At 35.8% G+C, this 14,274-nt stretch carries 13 protein-coding genes; 12 read left to right on the forward strand and 1 reads right to left on the reverse strand.

Translation table 11 applies throughout. The features are described 5' to 3' along the window. Nucleotides 1-6 precede the first annotated feature (6 nt). The 8 genes from LPC09_RS06410 to LPC09_RS06445 all read left to right on the forward strand — a co-directional run bounded on the left by LPC09_RS06410 (nt 7) and on the right by LPC09_RS06445 (nt 7,647). Nucleotides 7-1,158: a Ger(x)C family spore germination protein gene (locus tag LPC09_RS06410; RefSeq protein WP_231309252.1), complete on the forward strand. Its 1,152-nt coding sequence runs from the start codon at nt 7-9 to the stop codon at nt 1,156-1,158. Nucleotides 1,159-1,163: 5 nt separating this feature from the next. Then, entirely contained in the window at nt 1,164-1,385 is a 222-nt protein-coding gene (locus tag LPC09_RS06415) for a hypothetical protein (protein ID WP_231309253.1), read from the forward strand. Then, nucleotides 1,385-2,458, forward strand: a complete 1,074-nt coding sequence (locus tag LPC09_RS06420) for a GerAB/ArcD/ProY family transporter (protein WP_231309254.1) — start codon at nt 1,385-1,387, stop codon at nt 2,456-2,458. The genes LPC09_RS06415 and LPC09_RS06420 overlap by 1 nt, the downstream gene beginning before the upstream one ends. A 246-nt stretch (nt 2,459-2,704) precedes the next feature. Next, nucleotides 2,705-4,018 (forward strand): nucleobase:cation symporter-2 family protein, encoded by a 1,314-nt coding sequence (locus LPC09_RS06425; RefSeq protein WP_269217421.1) that lies wholly within the window; start codon nt 2,705-2,707, stop codon nt 4,016-4,018. Between the two features lie 21 nt (nt 4,019-4,039). Next, nucleotides 4,040-4,543 carry a 2-oxo-4-hydroxy-4-carboxy-5-ureidoimidazoline decarboxylase gene (uraD, locus tag LPC09_RS06430; protein ID WP_231309255.1) on the forward strand — a complete coding sequence of 168 codons (504 nt, stop codon included), beginning with the start codon at nt 4,040-4,042 and terminating at the stop codon, nt 4,541-4,543. A gap of 4 nt (nt 4,544-4,547) precedes the next feature. Beyond that, entirely contained in the window at nt 4,548-5,522 is a 975-nt protein-coding gene (gene pucL, locus LPC09_RS06435) for a factor-independent urate hydroxylase (RefSeq protein WP_231309256.1), read from the forward strand. Between the two features lie 12 nt (nt 5,523-5,534). Next, nucleotides 5,535-5,888 carry a hydroxyisourate hydrolase gene (gene uraH, locus LPC09_RS06440; RefSeq protein WP_231309257.1) on the forward strand — a complete coding sequence of 118 codons (354 nt, stop codon included), beginning with the start codon at nt 5,535-5,537 and terminating at the stop codon, nt 5,886-5,888. Between the two features lie 214 nt (nt 5,889-6,102). Further along, nucleotides 6,103-7,647 carry a PAS domain S-box protein gene (locus LPC09_RS06445; protein ID WP_231309258.1) on the forward strand — a complete coding sequence of 515 codons (1,545 nt, stop codon included), beginning with the start codon at nt 6,103-6,105 and terminating at the stop codon, nt 7,645-7,647. Between the two features lie 90 nt (nt 7,648-7,737). Here LPC09_RS06445 and LPC09_RS06450 read toward each other — a convergent pair whose 3' ends face one another. Next, a complete protein-coding gene (locus LPC09_RS06450; RefSeq protein WP_231309259.1) occupies nt 7,738-9,363 on the reverse strand; it encodes a PucR family transcriptional regulator in 1,626 nt (541 codons plus the stop codon). 206 nt (nt 9,364-9,569) lie between these two features. On the opposite strand from LPC09_RS06450, the gene allC reads away from it, so the two are divergent. From allC to LPC09_RS06470, 4 genes are all read left to right on the forward strand, one after another. Beyond that, nucleotides 9,570-10,811, forward strand: a complete 1,242-nt coding sequence (allC, locus tag LPC09_RS06455; RefSeq protein WP_231309735.1) for an allantoate deiminase — start codon at nt 9,570-9,572, stop codon at nt 10,809-10,811. 12 nt (nt 10,812-10,823) lie between these two features. Continuing rightward, complete coding sequence (locus tag LPC09_RS06460) at nt 10,824-12,065, forward strand: pyridoxal-phosphate-dependent aminotransferase family protein (protein WP_231309260.1); 1,242 nt, start codon at nt 10,824-10,826, stop codon at nt 12,063-12,065. 65 nt (nt 12,066-12,130) lie between these two features. Beyond that, nucleotides 12,131-13,294, forward strand: coding sequence for an amidase (locus LPC09_RS06465; RefSeq protein ID WP_231309261.1), 1,164 nt, complete (start codon nt 12,131-12,133; stop codon nt 13,292-13,294). A gap of 12 nt (nt 13,295-13,306) precedes the next feature. Then, complete coding sequence (locus tag LPC09_RS06470) at nt 13,307-14,182, forward strand: fumarylacetoacetate hydrolase family protein (RefSeq protein WP_231309262.1); 876 nt, start codon at nt 13,307-13,309, stop codon at nt 14,180-14,182. Nucleotides 14,183-14,274: the final 92 nt, after the last annotated feature.

Genomic DNA, 14,274 nt, shown 5'->3' on the forward strand with positions numbered 1-14,274 from the left:
ATATATATGGTAACTCGTAAAATGATTTGCCTACTTTGTATTTGTGTACTTCTGTTAACAGGGTGTTGGGACCGAGTAGAGGTAAATGATTTAGCTTTCGTTGTTTCAACTGGATTTGACAAAGTTGGGGACAATCAGTTCAGGGTTTCTGTTCAGGTTCCGCTTCCAGGCGCAATGAGTGAGTCATCTGGAGGTGGAGGTGGAACGGGTGGAGGTGGTCCCTACTATGTTGACTCAGGAATTGGAAGAAATGTAAGGGAAAGTAATGACGATCTACAGGAGAGAATGTCCAGAGAATTATACTTTGCTCATCGAAGGATCATTATTTTTGGTGAGGAGTTAGCTCGATTTGGATTCAAGAAATCTTTAGATGTTGTACTGGAACAACCTCAATCAAGACTTTCTGCTTATGTTTTATTGACTAAAGGAGAAGCGATCAACGTGTTAAATGCAACACCTCACTTAGAAATGTTACCAGCTGAGGCAATGAGGGAAATGGCAAAATCAGGTTTTGGTATAACAGTTAAAGATGTCTTGATGGATATATCTAGGCCTGGTAAGGACACATTTATACCGATTGTTGAAACTACTGAAACGCAAAATGCCAATTCTAAGGATAAGAAGCAAGAAGTTAAAATGAGTGGATTTGGAATCTTAAAAAAGGATGAATTAAAATTTTTTACGACTAAGGAAGAGGCATGGGGGTTACGTTGGTTATTAGAAAAAGCAAATGGTAATAACTACACATTTGTAGTAGGTGAAAAGGAAGAGTTAAATGTCAATATTATAAAATCAAAAGTAAAAACAAATTACAAGTCTAATGGAGGTAAACCATCATTTACTCTTACAATTAAAGTTGAATCAAATATGATGCAAAATGAACCTAATCTAAAACTTGCTGAGCAGGAAGTCTATAGCTCAGCAATAAAAGATATGAAAAAACAAATAAAATCAGAAGTATTATCCTTAATTAACCATGGGAGGGAAGAAGGAATTGATATATTTGGGTTTGGTTGGTATTTATACCTTCATCATAATGATGAATGGGAAAAGTGGAAGGATGATTGGGAGAAAATTTTAAAGGATGCCGATATCGAGATTAAGGTGGATGCTGAGATAAAACGAACCATTAATTCAGGAATTAATATTAAGGAGTAGTTTATATGATTGCAACGTTGATATGTTTGTTTACTTTACTCATTTTTCTCTTCCTTCAACGAAAGACAATTCATAAACAAAAGAAGCGTAATAAGGTCATTATTTATCTTATGACTTTTCTAGCAGCAAGTTCTTCTACGTTTTTTTTTCTTCCGTATGATTTAAGTGGCCTTACAGCTTATATGAATAAATTTATTGGCCCTATTACAAAGCTGGTGGTCAACTAATGATTAAGTATAATATTTCACTTTTTCAATTTGCTCTTTTGTTAGCTAATTTTATGATTCCAGCATCCCTTATTTCCTTGCCGCAGGTATTGACACAGATATCAAATCAAAATACATGGATGATTCCGATTCTTGTGTTTCCTGTTTTTTTTCTTATTTTTTTCCTATGTTTAGGAAAGAATGTAGATCCTGTACAACATTCAAGGCTTGATAAAGCATTCACCGTTGTGATTGGAGTATTTTTAATTTTTGTGTATATAAGGGATTTACGCCTGTTCATTGATTATGTTTCCTCATATCTCTTACCGACTACTCCTATTGAAATCATTTCAATTGTTCTAACACTTACTTTACTTTATGTCAGTGCTGCTGGCTTAGAGGTCATTGCTAGAATCACGGTTATACAATTTATTGTTTTGGCTGTGGTAGTATTGGTTGCCCCTATTCTTGTTATAAATGAATTGGATGTAAGAAATATTACTCCGATTATTAATAATGAACAAATGGGCAATTTGGCTAAATCTTCATACTTATTTTTCCCTTGGATGGGTGAAGCGTTAATTTCTTGTTACTTAATTCGTTTTTTATCAAAGCAAAGGGGGATTAAAAAGGGAGTCCTTTTAGGGAGTAGTCTAGGTTTTTTATTAATTTTTATTGTAATAATTGTAGATATAGCTGTGCTGGGTGAAAAAATCATGACTATTGCCACATATCCTACCCTTTTAATGGTTCAGGAAATTAATATTACAGACTTCTTAGATCGTTTAGATTTAATTCTTGTAACGATTTGGATGCCAACATTGTTTAGTAAACTAGCTCTTGCCTTATATTGTATTGTTCATTCTTTATTCCCATTAAAGGATGAAGGAACTAAATTAATAATGACACCTGTAAGCTTATTCTTAGGTATTTTAGCTATAATCCTTTTTGAATCCAATACCATGCATTTAGAGTTTACTTTTCAAACATGGACGGTTATAGGTTTGTTATTGGAAATCTTACTGATTGGATTACTTATTGTTAGTAGGATTAGAAAAAAGATAGGAAATAAAAAATCTGATACAGAGTATTAGTAGTAAGAAGGCTGCTTCAAATGGAGAGATTTATGCTAATGCTAATGGAATAAAAAGGCTTTTCTATACAAAAGGAAAAGTCTTTTTATAATCTGATTTTTTAAAAAATTATACAATTCGAACAATGAATAAGATAAAAATTCACATTTCCTACAATGACATTTACACTTAAAAATATTAATATGTTAAGTAATATAACAATTAATGTTACATATTATAACATTAAGGTTTGAGGGAGGGCTTTGAGTGGAGAGTGGCGGTGTAGGTGGTTTTAAACTTTTTTCGTTAGGTCTACAGCATGTACTGGCTATGTATGCTGGAGCTATTTTAGTTCCGTTAATTGTAGGAAGGGCATTAAATTTATCGTCTGAACAATTAGCGTATTTAGTTGCGATAGACTTGCTTACATGTGGGATAGCAACGTTGCTACAAGCTTGGAAAAATAGGTATTTTGGAATTGGTTTACCAGTTGTGCTGGGGAGCTCCTTCGTTGCTGTCACACCAATGATTGCGATTGGCTCTCAATATGGTGTTTCTGCTATTTATGGCTCGATTATAGCGGGTGGTTTGTTTATCTTACTATTTGCCTCGTTTTTTGGGAAGTTAATTAAATTATTTCCTCCGGTTGTAACGGGTAGTGTTGTTACAATAATTGGTCTTTCATTAGTACCAACAGGAATTCGAAATATGGCAGGAGGTAATGGGAGTCCTGATTTTGGTAGCTCGACTAATTTGTTATTATCCTTCGGAGTTTTAGCATTGATTTTGTTTTTAAATCGCTTTCTGAAAGGCTTTGCTCAAGCGTTATCTGTATTGATAGGGATCGTTGCTGGAACTCTCGTTGCGTCAATGCTGGGGAAAGTTGATTTTACAGATGTTGCAGAAGCCTCGTGGTTGCACCTTCCTGAGTTGTTCTATTTTGGAGCTCCATCGTTTGAGGTTGGACCGATTTTAACCATGATGATCGTATGTTTAGTGATTGTTATTGAATCAACTGGTGTATTTCTGGCTCTAAGTAAAATTTGTGACCAAGAATTAAAAGAAAAGGATTTTGTAAGAGGTTATCGTGCTGAAGGATTGGCAATTACGTTAGGTGGACTTTTTAATGCATTTCCATACAATACATTTGCTCAAAATGTAGGTCTTGTTCAATTGTCAAAGGTAAAAACGAAAAATGTAGTGGTGGCTGCTGGGATGATCTTAATAGGGTTAGGGCTTGTTCCAAAAATTGCTGCCATTGCAACCATAATTCCTTCTCCTGTATTAGGAGGCGCTACGGTTGTCATGTTTGGGATGGTGATTTCATCAGGTATCAAAATGCTGGGTGCTGTTGATTTTAGTGATCAGCATAATATGCTTGTTATCGCATGCTCCCTTTCATTAGGATTAGGGGCAACTGTAGTACCAGATCTATTTGCAGGATTACCTCAAGCTTTACGCATCATAGTAAGTGACGGGATCATTACTGGAAGTTTAACGGCAATCTTATTGAATTTGTTTTTTGTGGTTCGTAAGAAAAGTAACACTGTACCGATTGATGATAACAAATCAATTGCTTAACTAAGAAGGAGGTGACGGAAGGTGGTTTCGATAAAACAACTCAATAATGTTAGTCATTCTAATTTTATTGATATGTTAAAGGATATCTTTGAACATTCTCCTTGGATTCCTGAACGAACATGGGATTGTAGGCCTTTTTCTACAGTAGAAGACTTACATGGAAAAATGATTGGTAGAGTAAATGAAGCATCTGATGAAGAAAAGCTCCGGTTGATCCATGCGCATCCTAATTTAGGGACACGACTTGCGATGAGTAATTCTTCAGTGCAAGAACAGACTAACGCTGGGTTAAGTGAGCTCACAGCAGAAGAATATGAACATTTTTCTTTGTTAAACAAGCGGTACATGGAGAAGTTTGGATTTCCGTTTATTATGGCGGTAAAAGGACGAACTAAAGATGAAATATATTCCTTTATGGAAAAAAGAATATCACATGGGGAGAAGGGTGAGTTTGAAACAGCATTATTAGAAATAGAAAAAATAGCTCTTTTTCGTTTACGTGAATTAATTCAAAATGAGGAGTGATTCTATGGGGAAAGAACGTTATGTATCGTATGGAAAAGGTGATGTATTTGCATATCGTACATTTTTGAAGCCGTTGAATGGAGTGAAACAAATTCCAGAGTCTAATTTTACAGAAAGGAGCAATATTGTTTTTGGGGTAAATGTAAAAGTGGAGGTTGGTGGTGAAAAACTGCTTCCTTCATTTACAGAAGGAGATAATAGTCTTGTGGTTGCGACAGATTCTATGAAAAATTTTGTTCAAAGGCACTTGGGTAGCTATGAGGGTTCCACCATTGAAGGATTTATTCAATATGTTGGCGAAGAGTTTTTAAAGAAATATGAACATATTGATACGATTAAATTAATTGGGGAAGAAGTTCCGTTTGAACCATCAACTAGACTTTCAGCTAGTGGTCTAGTTGAAAGTGATTTAGTGTTTAAGCATTCCCGGAATGAAAAGGTTGTTGCTCAAATTGAAATGATTCGAACTCAGAATGGGATTGAAGTTGTTGGACAGAATAGTGGAATTTTAGATTTGCAGTTAATTAAAGTGCGAGGTAATTCATTTGTTGGATTTATCAGGGATGAGTATACAACATTACCGGAGGATAGCAATCGACCGCTATTTATCTATTTAAATATCGGGTGGGAATATGAGGAATTACAAGATTCTACAGGAGTCGTGCCAAGCCTTTATGTTTGTGCAGAACAGATAAAAGATATTGTGACATCTGTTTTCCATGAACTTGAAACACCGTCTATTCAATACTTGATCTTTTTAATTGGTTGTCGAGTGCTGGAAAGATTCCCGCAATTAATAGAAGTTCATTTTCAATCGCAAAACCATACTTGGGATTCAGTGGTGGAAGATATTCCAAATTCAGAAGGGAAAGTTTATACAGAACCACGCCCTCCTTACGGCTTCCAACAATTTTCAGTTACAAAAGAAGATCTTCAACAAAATAAAGAATATGCCGATACAAACAATCTTTCTAAATAAGGATTTGATAGAATGGTAGGATTGACAACACATATATTGGATTTAACACATGGTACACCGGCTGCGGGTGTGGACATTCAATTAATTAGGATCGTTGATTCAACACACACTTTACTAAAAACATCTATAACAAATGAAGATGGTCGCTTAAATGAACCGCTTTTATCTTGTGAAGAAATGGTAGTAGGTGAATATGAGTTACTATTTTTTATTGGAGACTATTTTAGGGGTATGGAAGCTACGTTATCAGAACCTGCATTTTTAAATAAAATATCCGTACGGTTTGGAATATCAGATGCTGATTCGCATTATCATGTGCCGTTGCTCGTATCTCCTTGGGGATATCAAGTTTACAGAGGAAGTTAATCGCAAAAATATTTTGGGGTGAAGTCTAATGATTTCGCCCTCTTTCATATATTTAATGTTTGTTTAATTGTTTTAAAAGCTATGTATGAGCAGTTCTATCTTACAAATTTTTTTTATAAGAAATGTTATTGAAATTAAAGGTGAATTTCCATTTATTGTTGAAAGTATCAATAGTTGAAATTTAAAATTAATTTCTACCGAAGAAGGTGTGATTTTGAATAATGTAAATGTTCATAACGATGAGGAAATAGATCATTTTAGGAAAGAAAATGAACAATTAAAGTTGGAAATTGAGTATTTAACGCATGAGCTAAATGCCTCTAAGGAAAGTAGAGCTCGAGAATCAGATAAAAGTGATATAAGATTCAAACGGTTATTTAATCATCTTACTGATGCTGTTTACTATTTTAAGATTTATGACGATGGAAGTGCGGGTAATTTTATTGAAGTGAATGAAACTGCTTGTCAACGATTAGGGTACACCCGGGAAGAAATGCTTGCTTTATCACCAAAGGATATTGATGGGCTTGAGACAGGGGAAATGAAGCCGATTATTAAAGATGTATACGATAACGACTCAATTATTTTTGAAACCGTTCATGTTTGTAAAAATGGGGGTAGAATTCCTGTTGAAATTAAGACTCATAGGTTTGTGGTAGAGGGGGAGATGTATCTACTTTCAGTTTGTCGTGATATTACTGAAAGAAAAAATTCAGAAAGAGAGATTCGAGAGGCTAAGGAACAGTTTGAAAATATCGTGGAATCTTCTACTAACGGAATTACAATCCTGCAAGATGGAAAATGGGTATTTGTGAATAAGGCGGCCCTAACTCTTTTTGATGCTAAAACGAAGGAAGAGCTACTAGGGAGAAGTATTTATGATATGTTGCACCCGGAGTTTCATATGGAATGTAAGGAGATTGTAAAGAAAGGTGGAATTCACCCTAGGCTTTATCGTGTTTGGACTACTCTACGCGGGAAAGAAGTACATACGGAAGTGGTATCAATTCCTACTACCTTTCAGGGGAAAGATGCCAATGAGTTAATCATTCAAGATATAACGGAACAGAAAAAATCAGACTCAATGATGATTCAGGCAGAAAAAATGAATGTGGTAGGGCAACTAGCAGCTGGAATTGCGCATGAAATAAGAAATCCTTTAACTGCTTTAAAAGGTTTTGTTCAATTATTTCGCTCAGGAACGATACCGAATGAAATGTTTTTAAATATTATGGAGGCTGAGTTGGAACGGATAGATGTTATCTCGAGTGAGTTTCTAACGCTAGCTCAACCCGCAAATAGTGATTTTGCTACTGTTGATATTAGAGATTTAGTGAGTAATGTTATCGATTTATTGGATACGGAAGCTTTCAAAAAATCAATATCTTTTGTTGTTGAAAATAACGCTATAGCAACAGCTGTTAATGGAATTGGTTCACAACTAAAGCAAGTGTTCATTAATTTGATTAAAAACGCAATTGAAGTGATGCAAAACGAGGGGACTATAACCATTACATTTAAAAATCATGAAGGATTTATTCTTATCTCTGTACATGATGAAGGTGTAGGGATGAGTGAAGAGCAGCTGAAGCGGTTGGGAGAACCATTTTACACAACAAAACAAAATGGTACAGGACTAGGCCTTATGGTTACTTATCGAATTATTAATCAGCATAATGGGGTAGTGGATGTTGAGAGTAAAGTTAACGCAGGGACAACTTTTACAGTGAAATTACCGCTGATTGCTAAGGTAGAGTGAGCTCTCAAGTTTATTGATTGTAAATATAGTGTGAGGTGTTTTAAACAAACTGAGAGCTTGGAATGGGACACCAGGCTCCTTAATTATTTTTTAATTCTTAGTTGTACCGTAAATTAGTGCTTTGATTCTAAAAGCAAGGCGGAGACGTAACGTTTCGTCGGGTTCTTTTAAGCTTCTTCCGATCATTTCCTCGCATTTTTCCAACCGATAAATAACAGTATTTCGATGAACATATAGTTTTTTTGCAGTTTCTGATAACTGGCAATGTGTTTCTAGATAAACAGATAAAGTATGGAGCAGGACTTGATGATCCTTTTTAGTATCGTTGGCAAAAGCTTGGAATGTATCGTCATAAAACTTTTTTAAATAATCATAAGGAACCATTCGTAAAATTTCCGGTACTTCCTTTGGTTGATAAATCTCAATAAATTGCTTTTTACCTGACATCCTTCCGAAATATAGAGCCTCTGTTGCTTCTTTGTATGACACGGTAACATGTGTAAGTTCTTCAGCGTACATGCTTATTCCAAATGAAAGATTTTCTTTAAAATGAATTCCTATTCTCATTTGTAGTTTTTCTAATAACTGAACAAATGAATCTTCATTTTCCTTTCTTGCACCATTTAATTCTAACAAAAAAATGTAAAATTGTTCGTTAGAAAAGAGATGGATTTTTTCCTCGAAGTTTTGTAGCTCATACTCAATTGTATCGTAAATTAATTCCTTTTCTGACTGAAACTGCAGATAAGATTTGTCTTTGTCATCATCATCTATTTGTCCGACAGCACATAAATATCGTTGATCCTCTATTAGTCCGAATTCTTTTCCACGACTAATGATCTCTTCTTGTGTTGAAAATGCATCATTAATGAAATTGGAAAAAAATTCATCTTGTAGGCGCCTTGTCATTTGCTTTAAAGCATGTTCTTTCATTAATTCAAATGAAATAACGTTTGTTGCTTGTTCAATCGTTAAGATAGTGGAACGATCTGTGGGTGGGATGTTACCTAAAACACAAAGATAGTTGGACTGCCTATGCGTGTAAACTGGAAAAATCGTCACTGTGTCTTTGTTGTTATTTAATAGTGAAAAAGCTGTATATGATGCTTTTGAAAGGTGAAACAGATATTCATTTGCGATTGTATCTAAATACAAATAAATATTTGTTTGCCAATTTAGTTTTGTAAGTGGAAGTAAATGATCATTTACTAAAAATACAGGTGAATCAATAAGGCTGGATAAGTTATCTAAAATTTTATGAATACCCTGTCCATTCATAATTTGATTTGTAAATTGTTGGTGAGCATCCATAGCATGATGAAGTTCATTTGTTCGAATTTCTAGAATATGACTAAGTGATTTGTTAACAATATCTCCAAGTGATGTATCAACAGGAAGCTCTAGCAGTGGAATATTAAGCTTGTTAGCGAGAGTGATCACATCTCTAGGAATCTCCTGTAAAAAACGCTTCGTTTTAATCCCTAATCCTGCACATCCTTGCTTCTCCATTTCTTTAATAAGCTGAAGCAATGCCTGAAGGTCATCTTTAAAATGAAAGGCTGTTGTAACAAGAAGTTCGTCTTTTTTTAAAAAGTGAATAATGTCAGGTGCATCCATCATATTAACTGTGTTCACTTCACGATCAGTTCCTTGCTGCCCACCCAGTAATTTTGCTCCGTGAAAAACAGAAAGATTCAGTAAATCAATTAATCTCATAAATGGTCATCCTTTTTGTTAGGTAATTTCCTTAGGTTAAAAGATTTGAAGTTTATTTGTATAAAATAAACAAAGAAATCAATAGATGTTCTACATATATGTGAATGATTTTTATTCATGTCTATTTTAAAATTAGATTATATTACTTTTCGTGTCAATAAATATAACATCATTATAAGAAATAGATTAGGGGGAATGGATTGGTTATGGAAGAGAAAGAATCATCTGCCTTATTTATAGAAATTGAACAGATGGTTGAGTGGCTGGCTCAATTCGGAAGAAGTCAGAGTGGTGGTGTGACAAGATTATTATATACAGATGCTTGGCAGGAGGCTCAATATGCACTTAAAAAGAAAATGGAGCAGCTTGGCCTAATAACAAATTTTGACGATGTTGGTAATTTATTTGGAAGATTAAAAGGAACCCAAGAAGATGCTGCTACAATTTTAACAGGATCACATATTGATACGGTTAGAGATGGTGGGAAATATGATGGTGCATATGGAATCATTGCAGCTGTAATAGCTGTTCAGCTTTTGCGGGAACAGTATGGAACTCCTAAGAAAAATATAGAGGTTGTCTCTTTGTGCGAAGAAGAGGGAAGTCGCTTTCCGATGACTTATTGGGGATCGGGTAATATAACTGGCGTTAAATCTTTTGATGATATAAGGGATATAAAAGATTCAGAGGAAATTCAGTTTGAAGAGGCGATGAATAAGGCTGGCTTTGGACGAGGTAAATATTTGAGGCCGAATCGTAAAGATCTTGAATGTTTTTTAGAACTTCATATCGAACAAGGAATTGTATTAGAGAAGGAAGAGAAGGCGGTTGGTCTAGTAAGTCATATTGTTGGTCAACGAAGATACAATGTTACTGTTTTTGGCGAAAGTAATCATGCTGGAACAACTCCGATGATGTGGCGTAAAGATGCAATGTATGCAGCAGCTGAACTTATTCAAGCGCTTATAGGTCGTGGAAAAGAAACTGCGCCTGACTTAGTAGTGACGGTTGGACAAATAAGTATAAAACCAAACATAGCAAATGTTATACCGAAGGAAGTCACATTTAGTGTTGATATTCGGCATAGTGAAGAGTGTGTTTTAGATCAGTTTTGTGATGAAGTCTTTCAAGAGCTTGAACTAATTGCGATCAAACATCAAACAAAGCTTACTATTCATAATTGGATGAATGAAAAGCCGGTCAAGATGAGTGAAAAACTAAATCATTTATCTGAGAAGATTTTAGAAGAAGAACAAATTCCTTATAAGTGGATGACAAGTGGTGCCGGTCATGATTCTCAAATTTTCGGTTCATTTTGTCCGACTTCATTATTATTTGTTCCGAGTCAGAATGGAATCAGTCATTCTCCGTTGGAATTTTCGAAAACTGGGGATTTGGAAATAGGTATAAAAGTATTAATGAAAATATTATATGAATTAGCGTATTAAGGGGGTATCAGAATGAGTGTTTTTCAAGAGATAAATGCACCATTGCGAACGATTATGACACCGGGACCGGTTGAGGTTGATCCTAGGGTATTACGAGCAATGGGTACACCTATTTTAGGGCAATTTGATCCTGTTTTTACTGAAATGATGAATGAAACAATGGAGATGCTTCGTTATATTTTTCAAACGAAAAATCAATGGGCTTTTCCGATAGATGGAACATCCCGTTCAGGTATTGAGGCTGTTATGTGCAGTGTTATTGAGCCTGGAGATAAAGTATTGATACCGATTTTTGGGAGGTTTGGTCACTTATTAACGGAAATTGCTGAACGGAATGGAGCGGAAATTCATACGATCAATTGCGAATGGGGAAAAGTTTTTGATCAGCAAGAAGTAATTGATGAAATTAAAAAGGTACAGCCTAAGGTGTTAGCGATTGTTCATGGTGAAACCTCAACAGGATGTATGCAACCTTTAGATAAAATTGGTCCTGCGTGTCGAGAGCTTGATGTTTTATGTATTGTGGATGCAGTGGCTACAATTGCCGGAACAGAAGTAAAAGTAGATGATTGGAAGCTTGATGCAGTGATTGGTGGGACGCAAAAATGCTTGTCTGTTCCTTCAGGAATGGCACCGATTACGTACAATGAACGAATAGAAGAAATCTTAGTGAAAAGAAAAAAAGTAGAAAAAGGAATAGCCACAGAAAATGATCATGTAAATGTTGGTCGACCAATTCGTAGTAACTATTTTGATTTAAGTCAACTTCAAGATTACTGGGGAGCAAGAAGACTTAATCATCATACAGAAGCAACTTCAATGTTATATGCCTTACGCGAAGGAGTTCGAATTGTCTTGCAAGAAGGGTTAGTTGAACGGTTTGAGCGACACCAATTACATGAAAAAGCACTTGTTGAAGGAATAAAAGCAATGGGATTAGAGTTATCCAATGATGTTCCGTGGAAACTTCCGATGGTAACTTGTGTGCGTATACCTGATGGAATTGATGGAGAGGAAGTTCGTTCGATGCTTCTTAATCAATTTGGGATTGAGATTGCAAGTTCTTTTGGTCCTCTTCATGGGAAGATTTGGAGAATTGGAACGATGGGATATAGCTGTCGAAAAGAAAATGTCTTATTTGTTTTATCTGCCCTTGAAGCTGCTCTGATTCGTTTGGGAGCAAACTTGCATGTAGGGAAAGGCTTGCAAGCTACGTTGGATATTTATGAATCAAAGAATTTAGTAGCTAAATAGAATGGGTGGAAAAGATTCTGGAGAAGAACCAGGATCTTTTTGTTAAATCTAAAGGGGGGATCAGTGTGAGAGATCAATGGAATGCATTTTTTGATGAAAAAATAATATTGGAACCAACGAAAGTTGGAGTGTTAAACGGTTTAACGTTTGCTGTAAAAGATGTTATATCGATAAAAGGGTACAAAAATGGTGCTGGGAATCCAGGTTGGTTAAAAACTCATAAAGAATCGCAAGAACATGCTCCAGTAGTTGAATGTCTTTTAGAGCAAGGTGCAAAGCTAGTGGGAACTACTCAAACGGATGAAATAATGTACAGTCTAAATGGTGAAAATTTTCATTATGGTACACCGGTCAATCCGAAGGATCCGAGGCGGATTCCAGGGGGTTCCTCAAGTGGCTCAGCTGTTGCAGTTGCAGCTGGTTTAGTTGATTTTGCTTTAGGGACTGATACAGGTGGTTCTGTTCGAATACCTTCATCTTATTGTGGAATCTATGGCTTTCGCCCAACTCATGGAGCAATATCGGTTGATGGAGTGATTCCGTTGGCGGGAAGCTTTGACACAGTTGGATGGATGACAAGAGACCCAGAACTATTATGTAGAGTAGGAGAAGTGCTATTGAAAGCTCCAGGTACAAGTGGTAGTTTTACAGAAATGTTTTTCGCTGAAGATGCATGGGAGCTATTAGATGATGAATATAGAAGGGCATTGTTAAAGACTGTTTCTTCAATGAAACTTCCGAAAATAAGAAAATGGGTCAAAATATCGAAAGAAGGATTATCTGAATGGTCAAGTACTTTCAGAATTTTACAAGGACTTGAGATTTGGAACGAACATGGAGAATGGATCAAAAAAGAAAAGCCAACATTCGGACCGGGCATTTCTGAAAGGTTCCAATGGACCAGTACGCTTAACGTAAGTGAGAGTCGGCAACAATTTCAGTGCAGGGAGAATATGAAACAATCAATATCTACGCTCTTAGGAGAAAGTGGAATTATTGTTATTCCGACAGCACCAGGCCCAGCTCCTCTTCTAAATTTGTACGGAGAAAAAGCGGAACAGTATCGAGTGAAAGCAATGAAACTTTCCTGTATAGCGGGGTTGGCTGGTTTGCCGCAGATTACACTTCCTTTAACAGAAGTGAATGGACTTCCGGTAGGTTTATCGTTTATAGCAAATCAGTATCAAGATCTTAAGCTTCTTAATTGGGTAAAGAGTATTTCAAGGTAGGGGGTCTGTTTAATGAAACTTGCAACAGTCAAGAACGAAGGTAAAGAGTTTGCTGTTATTATTACAGCCGAAAAGGCTGTTTCTATTCGAGAGATTAATAGGGTGCTTGGAATGAGTTGGAGTGAAGATCTGTTTAGTATTCTAGAAAAAAATCAACTTTCTTCATTGAATGACTGGTATAGAAATGGGGGGATGGAACAATTGGGAAGTTCTTCGTTAATGGATATAGATAACTTGTCATTTGGTCCTTTGTACCGCAATCCAGGAAAGATATGGGGAGTGGGGATGAATTACGTTGAAAAGGCAATTGAATTATCCGGAAGTCCACCTGGGGAAGAGCCTGTTATTTTTATGAAGCCGATTACTAGTGTGATAGGTCCTGATGATCCGATCATTTTACCGAATCAATCTTCACAGGTTACAGCGGAGGCTGAGCTTGGTGTTATTATCGGGAAAACGTGCAAAAATATTAAGGAAGAGGAAGCGAGTAATGTTGTTGCTGGCTTTACAACAACATTAGATATGACGGCAAAAGATATACATGCAAAGGACCCTCGTTTTTTACAACGATCCAAAAGCTTTGATACGTTTTTTAGTTTCGGCCCCTACTTTTTAACAATAGATGAATGGCAAGATTTAGAAAATATAAGAGTAAGCACAAGTATAAATGGTTGTAAGAAGCATCAAAACGTTGTTCGCAACATGATGTTTAAACCTTGGTGGATTGTTTCCTTTTTCTCAGAAATAATGACTCTACATCCTGGTGATATCATTATGACGGGTACTCCGGGATCGATTCTGATTCGTGACAGAGATGTTGTGGGATGTGAAATCTCTGGTTTTAAGGAGTTGAGAAATTTAGTTGTGGAAAAATATAGTGTTAATTGATTGGAGTAGGTGTCTTTAAAGAGATACCTGTTTTTTATGTTAGGATTTGTTACTTTTGAAGAATTGTTAGCGATAATTTTAGTTAAATAATA

The sequence above is a fragment of the Metabacillus sp. B2-18 genome, from assembly GCF_021117275.1.
Taxonomy (GTDB): domain Bacteria; phylum Bacillota; class Bacilli; order Bacillales; family Bacillaceae; genus Metabacillus.